This window comes from Streptomyces sp. NPDC107581, assembly GCF_055657175.1.
This window is the reverse complement of sequence record NZ_JBVKBH010000004.1, coordinates 149,916-166,322: the sequence shown is the minus strand read 5'-3', so window position 1 is coordinate 166,322 and position 16,407 is coordinate 149,916. Positions and strand designations below refer to the sequence as shown.

The 16,407-nt window shown below is 72.0% G+C and carries 15 protein-coding genes; 10 read left to right on the top strand and 5 right to left on the bottom strand.

All coding sequences use genetic code 11. The features are described from left to right. Nucleotides 1-4: 4 nt before the first annotated feature. Entirely contained in the window at nucleotides 5-1,180 is a 1,176-nt protein-coding gene (locus ACZ7P3_RS10715; protein WP_472080544.1) for a glycosyltransferase, read from the bottom strand. A gap of 57 nt (nucleotides 1,181-1,237) precedes the next feature. On the opposite strand from ACZ7P3_RS10715, the gene ACZ7P3_RS10710 reads away from it, so the two are divergent. After that, the gene (locus tag ACZ7P3_RS10710; protein ID WP_472080543.1) at nucleotides 1,238-2,035 is read left to right on the top strand and encodes a glutamate racemase; all 798 of its coding nucleotides are present in this window, start codon (nucleotides 1,238-1,240) and stop codon (nucleotides 2,033-2,035) included. Between the two features lie 118 nt (nucleotides 2,036-2,153). Beyond that, nucleotides 2,154-2,699 carry a hypothetical protein gene (locus tag ACZ7P3_RS10705; RefSeq protein WP_472080542.1) on the top strand — a complete coding sequence of 182 codons (546 nt, stop codon included), beginning with the start codon at nucleotides 2,154-2,156 and terminating at the stop codon, nucleotides 2,697-2,699. Between the two features lie 265 nt (nucleotides 2,700-2,964). Here ACZ7P3_RS10705 and ACZ7P3_RS10700 read toward each other — a convergent pair whose 3' ends face one another. After that, on the bottom strand, nucleotides 2,965-3,927 hold the full coding sequence (locus ACZ7P3_RS10700) for an O-antigen ligase family protein (RefSeq protein ID WP_472080541.1): 963 nt from the start codon (nucleotides 3,925-3,927) through the stop codon (nucleotides 2,965-2,967). Nucleotides 3,928-4,232: 305 nt separating this feature from the next. Between ACZ7P3_RS10700 and lnt the strand changes: the two genes are divergently transcribed. From lnt to ACZ7P3_RS10670, 6 genes are all read left to right on the top strand, one after another. Further along, nucleotides 4,233-5,843 (top strand): apolipoprotein N-acyltransferase, encoded by a 1,611-nt coding sequence (lnt, locus tag ACZ7P3_RS10695; protein WP_472080540.1) that lies wholly within the window; start codon nucleotides 4,233-4,235, stop codon nucleotides 5,841-5,843. An 89-nt stretch (nucleotides 5,844-5,932) separates the two neighbouring features. Beyond that, nucleotides 5,933-6,412, top strand: coding sequence for an NUDIX hydrolase (locus ACZ7P3_RS10690; protein ID WP_472080539.1), 480 nt, complete (start codon nucleotides 5,933-5,935; stop codon nucleotides 6,410-6,412). A gap of 118 nt (nucleotides 6,413-6,530) precedes the next feature. After that, nucleotides 6,531-8,024: a S1 RNA-binding domain-containing protein gene (locus ACZ7P3_RS10685; protein WP_472080538.1), complete on the top strand. Its 1,494-nt coding sequence runs from the start codon at nucleotides 6,531-6,533 to the stop codon at nucleotides 8,022-8,024. A gap of 246 nt (nucleotides 8,025-8,270) precedes the next feature. Further along, complete coding sequence (locus ACZ7P3_RS10680) at nucleotides 8,271-9,209, top strand: hypothetical protein (RefSeq protein WP_472080537.1); 939 nt, start codon at nucleotides 8,271-8,273, stop codon at nucleotides 9,207-9,209. Between the two features lie 70 nt (nucleotides 9,210-9,279). Further along, nucleotides 9,280-10,443, top strand: a complete 1,164-nt coding sequence (locus ACZ7P3_RS10675) for a M48 family metalloprotease (protein WP_472080536.1) — start codon at nucleotides 9,280-9,282, stop codon at nucleotides 10,441-10,443. Nucleotides 10,444-10,566: 123 nt separating this feature from the next. Continuing rightward, nucleotides 10,567-11,415, top strand: a complete 849-nt coding sequence (locus ACZ7P3_RS10670) for a class I SAM-dependent methyltransferase (RefSeq protein WP_472080535.1) — start codon at nucleotides 10,567-10,569, stop codon at nucleotides 11,413-11,415. 222 nt (nucleotides 11,416-11,637) lie between these two features. On the opposite strand, the gene ACZ7P3_RS10665 is transcribed toward ACZ7P3_RS10670, so the two are convergent. Beyond that, nucleotides 11,638-12,261 carry a hypothetical protein gene (locus ACZ7P3_RS10665; protein ID WP_472080534.1) on the bottom strand — a complete coding sequence of 208 codons (624 nt, stop codon included), beginning with the start codon at nucleotides 12,259-12,261 and terminating at the stop codon, nucleotides 11,638-11,640. After that, nucleotides 12,261-12,617, bottom strand: a complete 357-nt coding sequence (locus ACZ7P3_RS10660; RefSeq protein ID WP_472080533.1) for a hypothetical protein — start codon at nucleotides 12,615-12,617, stop codon at nucleotides 12,261-12,263. The genes ACZ7P3_RS10665 and ACZ7P3_RS10660 overlap by 1 nt, the downstream gene beginning before the upstream one ends. A gap of 177 nt (nucleotides 12,618-12,794) precedes the next feature. Between ACZ7P3_RS10660 and ACZ7P3_RS10655 the strand changes: the two genes are divergently transcribed. After that, nucleotides 12,795-13,220, top strand: coding sequence for a hypothetical protein (locus ACZ7P3_RS10655; RefSeq protein ID WP_472080532.1), 426 nt, complete (start codon nucleotides 12,795-12,797; stop codon nucleotides 13,218-13,220). 239 nt (nucleotides 13,221-13,459) lie between these two features. Next, nucleotides 13,460-14,122: a VC0807 family protein gene (locus tag ACZ7P3_RS10650; RefSeq protein WP_472080531.1), complete on the top strand. Its 663-nt coding sequence runs from the start codon at nucleotides 13,460-13,462 to the stop codon at nucleotides 14,120-14,122. Nucleotides 14,123-14,301: 179 nt separating this feature from the next. Here the strand turns inward: ACZ7P3_RS10650 and ligA are convergent, their stop codons facing one another. After that, a complete protein-coding gene (ligA, locus tag ACZ7P3_RS10645; protein ID WP_472080530.1) occupies nucleotides 14,302-16,386 on the bottom strand; it encodes an NAD-dependent DNA ligase LigA in 2,085 nt (694 codons plus the stop codon). Nucleotides 16,387-16,407: the final 21 nt, after the last annotated feature.

The following is a 16,407-nucleotide window of genomic DNA, read 5'->3' as shown; positions in this document are numbered from 1 at the left end:
GCGGTCAGCCCTCGTCGGGGACGGCGCCCGGACGCGCGTAGGTGCGGCCCTTCCAGGCCGCACCCCGCCCCCGGTAGTGCTGCACCGCGGAGTCGACCGTCATGAGCAGGTAGAGGAGTGCGGTGAACGGCAGCAGCGGAGCGAGCCACGGCGGCTGCCCGTAGTAGCGGAGCATCGGCAGGTACGTCCCCGCCATCACCGCCCACGCCGACGCACCGGCGGCCGCCGTCGCCGCACTGCCGGTGACCGCGCCGGTCACCACGGCCGCGGGCGGCACCAGGTAGACCAGGGCGAGCCCGGCGACCGTGCCGAGCAGCAGCAGCGGGTTGTGCCGCAGCTGCGCGTACGCGCTGCGCGAGACCATCCGCCACAGGTCGTGCAGCCGCGGATAGGGGCGCACGCTGTCCACCCGGTCGGCCAGCCCCAGCCAGACGTGACCGCCGGCGCCCTTCACCGCGCGGGCCAGGGCGACGTCGTCGATCACGGCGTGCCGGATCGCGTCCGGGATCCCCGCCCGCTCGGCCATGTCCGCGCGCAGCAGGACACAGCCGCCGGCCGCCGCCGCGGTCCGCGATCCCTTGCGGCCGATCCGGCGGAAGGGATACAGCTGTGCGAAGAAGTAGACGAACGCCGGGACCACGAGCCGCTCCCAGGGGCTCGCCACCCGCAGCCGGGCCATCTGCGACACCACGTCGAAGCCCCCGGTACGGGCCGCCGCCACCAGCTCCCGCAGGCTGTCCGGAGCGTGCGCGATGTCCGCGTCCGTCAGGAGCAGGTATGCGGGCTCACGCGCGCGTGCGAGCCCGATGCCGTGCCGTACCGCCCACAGCTTGCCCGTCCAGCCCGCGGGCGGCTCACCGGGGGAGGTCACCGTGAGCGGCAGCCCGCCGTGCCGCGCGGACAGCTCACGGGCCAGTGCCCCGGTGCCGTCCGTGCTCCCGTCGTCCACCAGGAAGACCTCCGCCCGCCCCGGATAGTCCTGCGCGAGCAGCGACGGCAGGCTCGTGGACAGCACCGCGGCCTCGTCGCGGGCCGGGACCACGACACAGACCGACGGCCACTGCCCGGGATCCCGGCGCGGGGGCAGCCGGACGTCCGTGCGCCAGAAGAAGCCCTGGCACAGCAGCAGCCAGCACCAGGCGGCGAGGGATACGACGGCGGTCCACACGATCGCGCTCACGGGCGCAGTCTGCCCCACCCGACCGGCCCGCAAGGGGCCATCGACTATCGTGGCCGGGTGAAGATCGCGCTCATGGACTCCGGACTCGGCCTCCTCCCCGCAGCCGCCGCGGTACGCCGGCTGCGGCCCGACGCCGATCTCGTGCTCTCGTGGGACCCGGACGGGATGCCCTGGGGGCCGCGCACTCCCGAGGACATCACCCGGCGTGCCATCGCCGTGGCCGAGGCCGCCGCGGCCCACGGGCCCGAAGCCCTGATCGTCGCCTGCAACACCGCGTCCGTGCACTCCCTGCCGGCGATGCGGGCGCGTTTCGAACCGCATCTGCCGATCATCGGTACCGTCCCGGCGATCAAGCCGGCCGCGGCGGGCGGCGGTCACGTGGCGATCTGGGCGACCCCCGCCACCACGGGCAGCGCATACCAGCGCGGTCTGATCGACCAGTTCGCCGACGGTGTCGCCGTCACCGAGGTGCCGTGCCCCGGGCTCGCGGACGCGGTGCACCACGCGGACGACGCCGCCGTCGCCGCCGCCGTCGCGGCGGCCGCCGCTCGCACGCCCGAGGACGTGACCAGCCTCGTCCTCGGCTGCACCAACTACGAGCTGGTCGCCGAGCGCATCCGGGACGCCGTCCAGCGGCCGGGCCGTCCGCCGCTCATGCTCCACGGTTCCGCGGGGGCGGTGGCCGCTCAGGCGCTGCGCCGGATCGGCGCGGAACCGGCACCGCAGGCCACCCGCGACACCACCCTCACCGTTCTGCTCAGCGGACGCGAGGCGCATCTCCCCTCCACGGCCCTCGCCTACGACGAGGGGCTCTTCCTCCAGGCCGTCGACCGGGCGGTCGGCCCGGTCCGCTGACCCGGTCCGCCGGCCCGGCGGTCACGAGCGCGGGCCGCGCGTCCCGGCTGCGCCGCCCGGAGCAGTCACCCTCCGCGAGCGGGTACCCGCGCAGCGAAACCTGAGTAACCTCATAAACATGAGGGAGCACCGCCACGCCGAGGACGCCTCGCACCCCGACGTCTGGACCGGCCGCGCCACCAACCGGGTCCAGTGGCTGCTGGCGCTGGTGGGCGCCGCCTGCATGGCGCTCGGCATCGAGCTGGCCGTGGAGTCGGCCTGGACCTCGGGCATCGCCCCGCTGGTGATGTCCGTCGTGGGCTGCATCGCGGCCGGCCTGCTGGTCCTGTTCGGCACGCTCGCCTTCGTGCACGTCGATCTCAAGCTCGACAAGGAGTCCCTCGAGGTGCGCTGCGGCCACATCGGTGTGCCGCGCCGCCGCATCCCCCTCTCCGATGTCGCCGGAGCCGACTTCGACCCGCATGTCACTCCGTGTCACTGGGGCGGCTGGGGCTACCGCTGGCGCCCGGAGAAGGGCACCGCGGTCGTCGTACGGCGCGGCGAGGGCGTCGTGCTGCGCCTGTGGGACGGCCACACCTTCACGATCACCGTGGACAACGCCGAGTCGGCGGTCGTGGCGATCAGGTCCAGGCTCCGGACGATCACACCGGGCACGACCGGCTGAGACCGCAGGCCCCGGCCGCGTGCGCCAGAGAGGCCACACCTCCACGGCGTAGAGGGCCGGCCGTTGGTTGGACGTGGTGCCCGTGATGCCCGCGGTGCTCGCGGTGCCCGCAGTGGTGATCGCGGCGCTGCCCGTGCTGCCCGTCGAAGCACGTGCGCGGCCCCGTGTGCGAACGTCCATGTGTGAACGTCCGTGTGCGAACGTCGGTGTACCGCTGCCCGCGTGCTCGACGCCCGTCCGCGTACGCCCCTGTGCGCACCCGGTCTCAGGGCTCCGCGTCCACGCCCGCCCACGGCCTTGCCGTCGCCCACCCCGCCAGCAGCCCTGCGCCCGCCGTGACCGCGGTGAAGCTCAGCGCGTCGCCGGCCGCCGCGATCACGGCCAGCGCGGTCAGAGCCGCGCCCGCGGTCAGCGCGACAGGCGTGGAGCGAGGGGTGCGCCACAGGGCGTAGAGGGCCCAGCCGAACGCGGCGGCCAGCAGGAGCACTCCGACCAGCCCCTGCTCGGCCGCCTGCTGGAGCGGCGCCGAGTGCGGTCGGGCGTCGGGCAGCTCTCCCAGGGGCGCAGCGCTCAGTTCACCGAAGCGGCCGGGGCCGACACCCAGGCCCGTGTCCCGGTGGGCCAGCCGCAGCGCGTCCTGCCACAGCTGCATCCGGTGCTCGGTGAGCCGGCCCTGGAGCGCCTGGGTGAGCCCTGCGGGCAGGACGCCGGCGGCGAGCGCCCAGATCGTTCCCGCCACCAGGGCCGCTGCGAGGGCCAGCCCCAGGACGCCGGCGCCCCGGTGCGGCATCGAGCCCGCGGCCAGTGAGCACAGAAGTACGACGGCACTGACCGCACAGCCGGCGACCGACCCCAGGGCGGCCCCGGTCAGCACGATCCCGGCGGCGAGCAGCCGCAGGCCGAGCCGCGGCACCGGTCCGCGCGCGGCCCAGGCGGCGCAGCAGGCCGCGCCGGTGGCCAGCGCCAGCAGGGCGGCCGTGGCACCGGCATGTCCGAGCGGGGCGGCGTACCGGGGACCGAGCGTGAGGTCGGGCACCACCACGGCCAGCACCAGCCCGGCCGCCGCGCCGGCGCAGGGGGCGGCCACCGGGAGCAGCGACCCGGAGATCCGGCCCGCGGCATAGCCGGCGGCCACGGCGAGCACGGCGAGCAGGACGCCCTCGGGCCGCCCGTCATGGGCCGCCGCCGTGATCAGTGACCAGGCGGCGCATGCCCCCAGCAGGAGCATGCCCGCCCCATCAGAAACGTTTCGCCTGACGCTGTAGGCGTCCGCGCCGTACGCACCGGCCGCGGACCTCGTCCCCGTCGACCCCACCCGTTGCCCCTCGTACCCCGGTCCCCCGACCTGTGGCAGGCCCCGGCCGTGCGCACCGGGACCGGCCGCACCACTGAGGCTGGGCCACACCGTAACGGCTGATGACCGGTTTGTGCACGAGTTGCGCAGGAAGGTCGTGATCCCGGGACGGGCAGGGCCGGCCGGGGCCCGTCGGCCCGCGCTGTCGGCCGCAACGTCAACCGCCGTACACTCCCCGGGTGACCGTCACCGCACCTTCTGTGGACCAGTCCGATCGGCTCCAGCCGTCCTCCGTGCCGACCGGGCGCGGCAGCCGGCTGCGGCGCCCGGTCCCGGCCGTCGCCTCCGCGCTGTGCGGAGTGCTGCTCTACGTCAGCTTCCCGCCGCGCACCCTGTGGTGGCTGGCCCTGCCCGCCTTCGCCGGCTTCGCCTGGGTGCTGCGCGGCCGCGGCTGGAAGGCGGCGCTCGGCCTCGGCTACCTCTTCGGGCTGGGTTTCCTGCTGCCGCTGCTCGTGTGGACCGGAGTGGAGGTCGGCCCCGGGCCCTGGCTCGCGCTGGTCGCCATCGAGGCGGTCTTCGTCGCTCTCGTCGGCGTGGGCATCGCCGCGGTGTCCAAGCTGCCGGCCTGGCCGGTGTGGGCGGCCGCCCTCTGGATCGCCGGAGAAGCGGTTCGCGCGCGCGTGCCCTTCCGCGGCTTCCCCTGGGGCAAGATCGCCTTCGGCCAGGCGGACGGTGTCTTCCTGCCGCTCGCCGCGGTGGGCGGCACCCCGGTGCTCGGTTTCGCGGTCGTCCTGTGCGGATTCGGTCTGTACGAGGCCGGACGCCTGGTCGCCGAGGGGCGCCGCACCCGGGCCGTCCGGCGCGGGGCCGCGGCAGCCGCGCTGCTGAGCGTGGCCGTTCCGGTGGCGGGCGCGGTCGCGGCCCGGCCGCTGGTGAGCGACAAGGCCGAGGACGGCTCCGCGACGGTCGCGGTCATCCAGGGCAACGTGCCGCGCTCCGGGCTGGAGTTCAGCGCCCAGCGGCGGGCCGTGCTCGACCACCACGTGCGCGAGACGCTCAAGCTCGCCGCCGACATCAAGGCGGGCAAGGCCCCGAAGCCCGACTTCGTGCTGTGGCCGGAGAACTCCTCCGACATCGACCCCTTCACCAACCCCGACGCGGCCGCGGTCATCGACGAGGCCGCCAAGGCCGTCGGGGTACCCATCTCGGTGGGCGGGGTCGTCGAGAAGGACGGCCGGCTGCTCAACGAGCAGATCCTGTGGGACCCGGCCAAGGGGCCGACCCAGACCTACGACAAGCGGCAGGTGCAGCCGTTCGGCGAGTACCTCCCGCTGCGCGGGCTCGTCGGCGCGATCAACAAGAACTGGACCGGCATGGTCCGCCAGGACTTCAGCCGGGGCGGCAAGCCGGGTGTGTTCGACATCGACGGCGCCAAGGTCGGCCTCGCCACCTGCTACGAGGCCGCCTTCGACTGGGCCGTGCGGGACACCGTGACGCACGGCGCGGAGATGATCTCCGTGCCCAGCAACAACGCCACCTTCGACCGCAGCGAGATGACCTACCAGCAGCTCGCCATGTCCCGCGTCCGCGCCGTCGAGCACAGCCGGACCGTGACCGTACCCGTGACCAGTGGCGTCAGCGCGGTCATCATGCCGGACGGGAAGATCACCCAGAAGACCGGCATGTTCGTGCCCGCCTACCTCGTCCAGAAGGTGCCGCTGCGCACCTCCCGGACGCCCGCCACCCGGATGGGCATCCTGCCGGAGATCGCCCTGGTGCTGGTCGCCGCGGGCGGGCTGGGCTGGGCGATCGGATCCGGGATGCGGCGCCGGCGCGCCGGTGGCGCGTAGCGGTACGTCCGCCGTACACGCGCCGTACGAGCGCCGTACGTCCCCCGAACGGCCGCGGAGGCGGCGGACCGGCCCGTTAGGGTCGGTCCATGGCTACTCCTGATTTCATCCGCACGCTCCGGGCCTCCGCGGGCCGCCAGCTGCTGTGGCTCCCGGGGGTCACCGCGATCGTCTTCGACGACGAGGGCAGAGTGCTCCTGGGACGGCGGTCCGACACCCGGAAGTGGTCGGTGATCGGCGGCATCCCGGAGCCGGGCGAGCAGCCCGCGGCCTGCGCCGTGCGGGAGGTCTTCGAGGAGACGGCGGTGCACTGCGTCCCCGAGCGGGTCGTCCTCGTCCAGGCTCTGGAACCGGTCACCTACGGCAACGGCGACATCTGCCAGTACATGGACATCACCTTCCGCTGCCGAGCCGTGGGCGGCGAGGCCCGGGTCAACGACGACGAGTCGCTGGAGGTGGGCTGGTTCACGGTGGACGCCCTGCCCGATCTGAACGAGTTCGGGCGGTTCCGGATCAAGCAGGCCATGTCCGAGGCGCCCACATGGTTCGACCCGGCGGACGCCGGCTGACGCATGCGCGGAGATCGTGCGCGATCTCCGCCCACCCCGCGTCCGGACCGTCGCGGCTACGCTCCCGATCACGAGGCCGTTCGCCGAGCGGGCATCGTCACCGTCCACGGGGAGCAGCGTGCCGCCTTTCGTCCACCGGATCACCAAGTACGACCCTGCCGACCGCGACGAGCACGGCAGTTACACCGGTGCCGAGGAATCGACCAGCGACCACGGGCCGGTGGAGTCGGCCTATCTGGAAGCGGTCGCCGCCTTCGCCGCGGCCACGGGCATCGGCCACCTGGCCGTCCGCGAGCCGCAGATCGCCGGACTTGCCCATTTCGGCCTGGAGCCGGCGATCGAGGGCCACGGTCTGGCCGGCCTCTTCCCACCCGATCTCAACGGGTTCCACGACGGCGCGGAGGTCTCCGTCCCCGTCGCTCTGGAGCTGGTTCGGGTCATGCTCCGCGACAACGGCGCCTGGTGCCGTCTGGAAGTCGAAGACAGGTTCGCCGTACACGTCGGGTGGGACCAGTACGTCTATGTCAGCAGCGACCGGCCCTGTGAGAGCGCCGTTGCCCGCACTCGGGAACTCGGGCTCTTCCCGGAACGCCTGCAGGCCTCGCCCTACGACGCCGGCCTCGACGAGGCAGGCGTACAACGGCCCGCCGACGACGAATTCTGGGCCCGTGTGAGCTGGTCCGTCGCCATGCGGCAGGCAGCCGTGCTGGAGGAGGGCTACGTCGACAACGCCTCCCGCTGGCACCGCCTCACGGAGCACACCCTCGACGCGGTACGCGCCAGGCTCACCCCTCGTGCGAAGCTGACCGTCTGGCCGGACCTGTCCGCCGACGTCGAGGCAGTTCTCGCCACGTTCCCCGACGAAGGCCCGGTTGAACTGGTCTGGGAGGACGGCAACGGGACGATCACCAGCACGATCGCCCTCGAGAGCGAGTACCGGGCACTGGCGGCACACGTGGCGGGTGCTCGGGCCGCCACCGCCCTGTCTCTGGACGTCGACGCACGCCACCCCTTGTTCACCGCCGTCATCCCGGACGATGACGGCGTCCTGCGGGCCAGATGGCGGACGGACCCGACCCCCGGCGACCGGGACTGGGCCTTCCTGAAGACCCTCCGCCGAGGACAGATCGTCACGGGTACGGTCTCGGTGATCGCCGACTTCGGTGTCACGTTCGTGGACATCGGCGGCTTCACCGCGATGATCAACATTCCCGAGCTGTCCTGGAGACACATCGACCACCCGTCCGACGTCGTCACCGTCGGGCAGGAGATCTCGGCCGAGATCCTCGACGTCGACATGGTGCGCGAGCGGGTGCCGCTGTCGCTGAAGGCATTGCAGGAGAACCCGATGCGGGCGTTCACGGAACGGGTCGGCCAGGTCGTGACCGGCGTCGTGACCAGGCTTGTTCCGTTCGGCGCGTTCGTCCGCATCGAAGCCCGAGAGCGCGGCCTCGAAGGACTCGTACACCGCACCGAGTTGTCCGAGGAAGGCGTTGCCGAGCCCGGGGACGTGGTCCGGGTCGGCGACCCGCTCGTGGTGAAGATCCTCGACGTCGACCTCGCCCGACACCGCATCGCGCTCTCTCACCTGCAGGCTCGTGGACGGACCTGACGGGCCCCGCTCTCCCACCGGCCGGCTCTGCGGCGGACCTGACAGACCGTTCGGGAGGCTGACCAGGTCCTCCGGCAGGGACCGACGCGTCGATCCACCGGGACTCGCCGGCCCGGCGCCGGCATCCGCCGGGCCGGAGGGGAAGAGGCCGGCCGCGAGACTCCTGTGCCCGAGCCGTGCATTTCTTGTGCCGGAACTGTGAGTTCCGTCACGGCGCCCGTGGTCGAGTCCTGATCGGATGATCAAGTGCGCAAAGTCCTCCTTCCCGCTCTCGCCGGCCTGTTGGCCCTGTCGGCATGCCAGTTCGCCGGCCATGACGACGACGCCGACGAGACCCACCGCCTCAACACCATGGCGGCGTTGCCTCTGTACGCCTACATCCCGGACCCGTCGTCGGACGGGGGACGGGCCGTCAACAAGGGTCAGTGGATCCTCGCGAAGCAGTGCATGGTCCGGCTCGGATTCACGGGTTTCGCCGCGCTCGACACCAAAGCCGTCGAGTCGACCTACCCGGTACGCCAGGGAACACTCGTGGGCAGCAGCGCCCTGGGTGACGACAGCCCTTACGGGGTCGACGATCCCCAGCAGGCGTCCGAACACGGCTATCACAAGCGGAACTCGAAGGAGTCCTCCCAGTCCCAGGAGTGGCCCGCCGACCAGTACACCGCCCTCACCGGCACGTTCCGTTCCGGCGACAGCCACTCCGTCCACGGGCACCGCATCCCCGAGGGCGGTTGCCTGGGGCAGGCGACACGCAGGATCTACGGCGCCGAGCCCCGTACGACCAAGGTCAACGGCCTGAAGGTCAGCGGTTATGACTCGCTGGCCCTCCAGCTCTGGTACCAGTCCAACAAAGCGGCGCGGAAGGATCCGGTCTGGAAGAAGGCCACTCGCTCCTGGTCGTCCTGCATGAAGGAGAAGGGCTACAGCTACGCCGACCCGGACGAGGCGGCCGTCGACTCCGCCTGGTACCGAACGCAGGGGCCGTCGGGCAAGGAGAAGAAGACGGCTGCCGCCGATGCCCAGTGCAAGATCGACACCGGCTACGTCCGCACCGCCCACGCCGTCGAAGTCCGCGCTCAGAAGAACGTCATCAGCAAGCACAAGGCCGATCTCGCCGAACTGCGCGCCGCATCCGAGAGGGCCGCCGAGAACGCCCGGACGATCATCGAAAAGGCGTCATGAGAGCCTGATCCGGAGACACGGTTGTCCGACCGCCACCAGACTGAGGGAAACCGAGGAACGGGGACGGCGGATGACGACAGAGGCGGACGGGGCGCGGGCCTATCTGTGGGAACTGCAGGCACAGGTCGCCGAGGCACGCGGTCTGCAGGGGCGACCCACGGAGGAGAGCTGGCGGGAGGCCCGGCTCGAGACACAGAGGAGGATGCGCCCCGGCCTGTCCCCGGAGGAACAGCAACGTCTCGCAAAGATGTCGATCACTTCCCAGGAGCACTGGCCGCCCCTCGGACCCGAGGAGCATCCGGGGAACCACTGGATCATCCACACGCTCGCGGACAGGCTGGAGAAGCACCTCTCCATCCCCTTCACCCGGCCCGTGCTGGGCTTCCTGGCCACGGGTGACATCAATGCCGTGACGTTGCGCACCCCCGGCTCACAGACGGACGTGGTCGTCTTCGAGGACGAACTCCTCGGCTTCACCGACCGGTTCAGCAAGGCCGTGGCCCTGGCGATACCCGGCGAGGAGACAGAAGGCGACAAGGTCGCGTTCTCTCTGGACCTCGACGACGTGAGCCGCCACCTCCAGCACTCCCCGGAGGCCGTCCGCCGCTTCCGCGAGGTCGTGCTCGCCTACCTCCTTCAGGGCGAGCCGGGCGCGGCGCCCCTGCACTTCCTCCCGCGCCACCTCCGCAAGCTGGCCCGCATCCTCGAGGACGGGATGGAACTGTTCGTCCTCGGCCACGAATACGGGCATGTCCTGGCCGGACACCTGGCCGGCCGGAATGCCCCCCGGCGACTGCTGGGGACGGCCGAGGGGGACGTCACCGAGGCCGTCTGGAGGTGGGAGCAGGAGGACACGGCCGACATGCTCGGCTGGACCCTGTGCGTACGGGCGACGGCCGAGGAGCACGGTGTGCCGCTCGCCCACGCGGGCATCGAACTGTTCTTCTCCGCGTGCGAGGTTCTCGAGCGGGCGCTGCCCCTGCTGATGACGGGCCGGGACGATCCGCGCCCCGCTTCCCCGACGCATCCGCCGACCGCGAGCCGGCGCGAGTTCGTGCGCGCGTGCCTGAGGGACCGCCTCGAGCAAGGCGCGGAGCCCGCACTTCAGTTGGGCACGACGATCCACGACATCGTGAACATCCTCTGGGAGCACACCGCCCCGGTCGTCCTCGATCTGCACCGACAGGGCGTCGCCCCCGACCCTCGCTGGACAGCCAACCTCACCAACCCCTAGAAGTGGTCACGTGATCCTGTGATGCGCAGCCGGGGGCGTGTCGTACTGTGCACCGGCACGCAACCCTGGCCGGCCACCCGTGGTCTGTACACCCGGCACAGCCCTCTGACAACAGGAGCTGCAATGAGGCGGACCGAGGACGGCACGGGGCAACCCCAGGACGGCGCCCGTCCCGCGCTCACCGGGCAGACGTTGCGGAAGCACGAACGGCTGCTTCACAGCTCGTCGTTCGGCACGGCGGCGGGAGCCTACGCCGAGCACCGCCCGGACTACGCGCAGGACGCGGTGCGCTGGGCACTCGTACCCGCGCCCGGCCCGCGGGTACTCGACCTCGGCGCCGGGACCGGCAAGCTCACCGGCACGCTGGTCGCACTGGGCGTCGACGTCGTGGCCGTCGAGCCCGACCCGGCGATGCTGGCCGAGCTGCGCCGCGGCCTCCCGGCCGTGCGCGCCCTGCCGGGCAGCGCCGAGGCGATACCGCTCCCGGACGCGTCCGTCGACGCCGTGCTGTCCGGCAACGCCATGCACTGGTTCGACATGGACGTCGCGGGACCCGAGATCGCCAGGGTCCTCGCACCCGGCGGGGTCCTGGCGGGCCTGTGGAACGTCTTCGACGACCGGGCCGGCTGGGTGGCCGGGCTCGCACGCGTCGGCGGGAGCGCGGCCATCGGCCCGCGCGACGTGCCCACCGGCTGGCGCGCCGAGACGGCCGGCATGCACCTTCCCCAGACGGGCGGGGACGCCCGGTTCGACTCGCCGGAACAAGCGGAGTTCCCGCACGGACAGCGCCGGACCGCCGACTCCCTGGTCGCGACCCTCGCGACGAAAGCCGGAATGCTGGTCATGCCGGACCAGGAACGGGAGGCCGCGCTGGGCCGGACCCGTGCCTATCTCGCGAGCCGGCCGGAGACCGCCGACGGCGAGTTCACCCTCCCGATGCTGACCAGCGTGCTGCGCGTCCGGCGGCTGTGAAACCCTTCGGATGCCTGAAATGCGCGCAAGAGTCCGCAGACGTGGCTGGATGCCTGAAATGCGTGCAGAGGTCCGTAGGCATGGCCGGACGCCAGAAGTGCGTGCAGGGGTCCGTACGCATGGCCGGACGCCCGAAATGCGTGCAGGAGCTCGTGCGCATGATCGAACAACCGCACCGGACACGCCCACCGGCAACGGACCACAAGAGCGTGTCATCGGCTCCTAGGGACAGCTCTCCACCGACTCGGCCGACCCGACCCGCTGCACCGGCATCCGCCGCTCCACCCCGTCGATCCGCAATCGCAGCTCCTTCCCGTCGACCCCGGCGAGCGTGCCGCACAGCACGCTCCCGTCGGTCTCCACGACCCGCACCCCGGGTTTCCCGGGCCGCGGCCCGTACCAGGTCAGACCGACCCCCGCGGTGACCACGGCCAGCGCCAGGAACCCCGCAGCGATCGCGCGCCGCAGGTCCCGTACGGCCCGGCGTACGGTGAGCCGCTCCCTGGTGAGCAGTTCCTCCAGCGAGGCCTCGGCCAGCCGTCGCCGCGGCAGCCCGAACGCGGCTCGCATGGCGAAGAAGGCGCCGCCCGCGGCGAGCAGCAGACCACCCAGCAGAAGCAGCCCCACCGCGACGCGCGCCCCGTCGGACAGCCCCTGCACGGTGCCGGGTCCCTTGACGACCCCGACCACGGTCAGCAGGCCGAGGAGCGCCGCGAGGCCGTTGCGCCAGTTCTCGGCCTGAGCGCGGACCCGGGCGAGTTCGCCGTCCAGCAGCCGACGGGACTCGTCGGCCCGTAACCGGCTGGACGGCGTACTGGGGGTGCCGGCCGTGACGCGGACCGTCATCACACGCCCCACTCGACGTGCAGCACCCAGGAGGCACCGCATCCCTTGTGCTCACCGGCCTCGGGATGGTCGGTGGGGCAGCCGCAGATGACCTCGACCTCCCGCGAGCCCGGTTCGGCGGCCCGCCGGCGCAGCAGGCGGCCGAGCAGGCCGGAACCGGTGAGCGCGTTGGCGTACGCGATGAGAGGCTCCGAGTGCACGGTCTCGTGCCGGCAGCGCGGGCACGGCCCGCTGACCACGATCACCTCGGGAGCCGTCTCGTCCGGATGCAGGCTGACCCGCGCAGTGCCGGCCGCGGCCGTGTTCCAGTCCGGATCCGACTCCGCCCGGTACGCCAGTTCCTGTCGGTCTGTCACTCACCCTCCCCGTGCCCGGTGTTCTCAACCTAACGTTCCGCGGGGCAGCTGAGCACAGGCGGTGCAGACGGCATGGCCCGGACGGCCTCGTACGTGCGGGGCTGTGGTGGGGATCATTCTTCACCGGGCCATCACGGACGGCATGATGTCCCATCAGGTATCTGTCCTAGGGGGAACATGAACACCAGAGTCACGGCGGCCGCTCTCTTCGCGGCCGCCGCCCTTGCGCTCACGGCCTGCTCCGGCCCCGGACACGCCGACGGACCAGGCAGCGACGAGCGCAGGACCGGAACGCCGAAGGCCACTGTGAAGCCGAGCACCGACCAGAACGCCGAGAAGGCGGCCGGTATCCCGCCCGAGCCGACCGGCGCCAAGCGCGCCGAGCTTCTCCGTGCCCTGGCCGCGGCCAACCCCGGCGTCGTGAAGTACGAGGACAAGGCGATCGACGCCGCCCGCAACCAGTGCAGCGCGATCAACGGTGGTGGCGCCCGGCTCGACCACGTCGCCGCCCAGCGCTTCACCTACAAGGACGTCACGACCAGCGACCCGCAGGGCCGGCAGATCAACGAGGCGCTGAAGGGCCTCGGCTTCTGCAAGACCTGATGTGACCCGCCTGATCCCCGGTCCACGTGATCCGTCCCGGGAGCCGGCTCCGGCCTGCCCGGACACGGAAGTCTCCTCGGGACGGACCTGCCCGGGCTCGGGGCACCCCAGGGGCGGCAGACCCCGTGCGGGGGTGGGTCTGGGCCCACTGATCCCGGTGGCTGGGTGCATGGTCCGCGTTCGCGTGGCTCCGTAGCTTCGGGGGTGTCGGGATCGGACACGGACGAGGGTGAAGGCACATGAGCGGTACGGGCATGGTGAACGAGCGGGTCGGGTCGTCGAACGGGCTGTTGCTGCAGAGTCTGGGGCTGAATGTTGTCGCGCCGCTGGCCGTGTTCTACGGGCTGCGGGCGGCGGGGGTGGGTCTGTGGTGGGCGGTGCTGGCGAGTGCTGTGCCGCCGTTGGTGGAGGGGTTGCTGACGGTGGTGCGGGAGCGGCGGGTGGGGATGCTGGGTGTTCTGGTGCTGAGCATGGTGGTTTTGGGTGCGGCGCTGTCGGCGCTGACGGGCAGTGCGCGGTTCATGTTCGCCAAGGACGGCTGGATGACGGGGGTCGTCGGGCTGATCTTCCTGGTGACGCTGCGTGGTCAGCCGGTCATCTACCGGATCCTGTCGTCGGTGGTGCGGGGGGACAAGCGGGCGCAGGTGGAGCGCAACTGGGAGGCGTCGCCGACTTTCCGTCATGTGATGCGGCTGCTGACGCTGGTCTGGGGGGTGGGTCTGCTGCTGGACTCGGGGGTGCGGGTGGTGCTCGCGTACACGTTGCCCATCGATTCGGTGATGTTGGTGACCACGCTTCAGTACGTGGTGCTGTTCGTGTCCCTGGAGATCTTCAGCCGGCGTTACGGGCGGAAGCCGAGCCGGATCGCCGCCATCCACAGCGAGACCGCGGCGGCCGCCTGACGATGGCCGCTCGGGGGTGCGCCACCGGTCGGCCGTCGGAACCGTGCAGGTGCAGCGTCGGCGCCCAGGGTGCAGCGGACAGCCCTTCCCACAGGACGACAGGGGGCGGGGGACAGGCGCGGCCGTCAGGACCGCCGCGCCGCATCACGGGCGGAGGCTTCAGAACACGGGCGGAGGCTTCAGGCGAGGAGTCCGGCGACCTGGGTGGCGAACTCGTCCGGGGTGGCGAGACGGATGCCGAGTTGCTCGGCCTTGGCACGCTTGGAACCCGCGCCCTCGCCCGCGACAACGAGGCTCGTCTTCTTGGAGACGCTGGACGAGGAGCGCCCGCCGGCCCGCTCGATGAGCTCGTTCATCTCGTTGCGGGAGAGCTTCTCCAGCGCCCCCGTCATCGCGCCGGTGACGACCACCGTCATCCCCGCCAGGGGGCCTGCCTCCGTCGGAGCAGCGGCAGCAGCGTCGGGGCCTGAGGCCTCGGCCGGGGGAGGGGTGGCGCCGGGCTCGGTCATGTTGACTCCGGTGGCGGCGAGTCTGTCGATGAGCGGGGCGAGTTCGGCGAGTTCCGCGACGATCGAGGGGGCCTTCTCCGCTCCGATGCCCTCGACCTGCTGCATCGCTTCGGTGTCGGCGGCGCGGACGTTGTCCATGGTGGCGAAGTGGCGGGCGATGCGCCGGGACATGGAGCGCCCTGTGCCGCGGACGCCGAGTGCGCAGAGCACACGCGCCAGTGGCTGCTCCTTGGCCCTCGTGATCGCGGCGAGCAGGTTCTCGGTGCTGGTGTCGCCCATCCGGTCCAGGCCGAGCAGCTGGTCGCGCCGCAGGGTGAACAGGTCGGCGAGATCGGTCACCAGGCCCGCGTCGACGAGCTGCACGATGCGGGTGGTGCCCAGGCCCTCGATGTCGAGCTGGTCGCGGCCCACGGCGTAGGCGAGCGAGGCGACCAGGTGGCAGTTGCGGCCCTGCACGCACCGCCAGCGCTCCTCGCTCGTGTCGATGCCGGACCCGCAGCGGGGGCACTGCTCGGGGAACGCGATGGGCTTTTCGTCGCCCGTGCGCAGGTGGCTGACCGGGGCCTCGATGCGGGGGATGACGTCTCCGGCGCGGTGGACCATGACGTGGTCGCCCAGGCGCAGGCCGCGACGGGTGATGTCGGCCGGGTTGTGCAGGGTGGCGTAGGTGATGGTGGAGCCGTCGATCACGACCGGTTCGAGGACGGCGCGCGGGGCGATGATCCCGGTGCGGCCGACGTTCCACTCCACCTCCAGCAGCCGGGTGATCTTCTCCACGGCCGGCAGCTTGTAGGCGATCGCCCACCGTGGCGCGCGGGAGCCGGATCCTGCGGCCTGCTGGTCGGCGGCGAGGTCGGCCTTGATGACGATGCCGTCGATGCCGAACGGCAGCTCCGCACGTGCGGCCGCGATCTCCTTCACCCGGTCCAGGACCTCCTCGGGGTTCTGGGCGACCACGTCCGGGACGGCGCTCCGGGCGCTGGTGCAGACGCCGAACTCGGCGGCCAGACGCATCAGGTCGCTGTGCGCGGTTGTGTCCAGCCGCTCGGCAAGGGCCGGGTCGGTGTCGGGCACGGGCATGAGGCCGTAGCCGAAGAACGTCATCGGGACCGTGTAGGCGCGCTCCTTGGCCCGCAGTGTGCCGGCGGCCGCGTTGCGGGGATTCGCGAACGGCAGTCCGCCGTGTGCCGTGCGCACCTCGTTGGCGTGCTCGAACTGTGCCGTCGTCATGAGGACTTCACCGCGCACCTCTACGGTGACCGGCTCGGCCAGTGTCCCGGGCAGCCCTTCTATGGTGCCGATCGCGTGGGAGACGTCCTCTCCGGCCGTCCCGTCCCCGCGGGTGACCAGCCGGGTCAGGCGGCCGTTGCTGTAACGGGCGGCGATCGCCAGGCCGTCCAGCTTCGGCCCCACGCTGAACCGCGTGACCTCACGCCCGATACGGCGGGCCAACGACGCCGTCCACGCGGTGAACTCCTCCGCGGAGAACACATTGTCCAGGCTGAGCATCGGCACCGTGTGCGGCACATCGCCCTCGACCGCGCCACCGGCGACCTTCCCGGTGGGGGATGCGGACAGCACCTCGTCCGGGTGCTCGGCCTCCCACACGGCGATCCGGCGCACCAACAGGTCGTAGGCGTCGTCGTCCAGTGGCGAGGTGCCGCCCGCGTAGTAGGCCGCCGCCGCACCCACGGCATCCTCGACCGCCCGCGCGTAGCCGGCGGCGTCCACGATCACTGCTGCAGAAGTCGTCATGCCCTGCATCTTGCCGCCCAC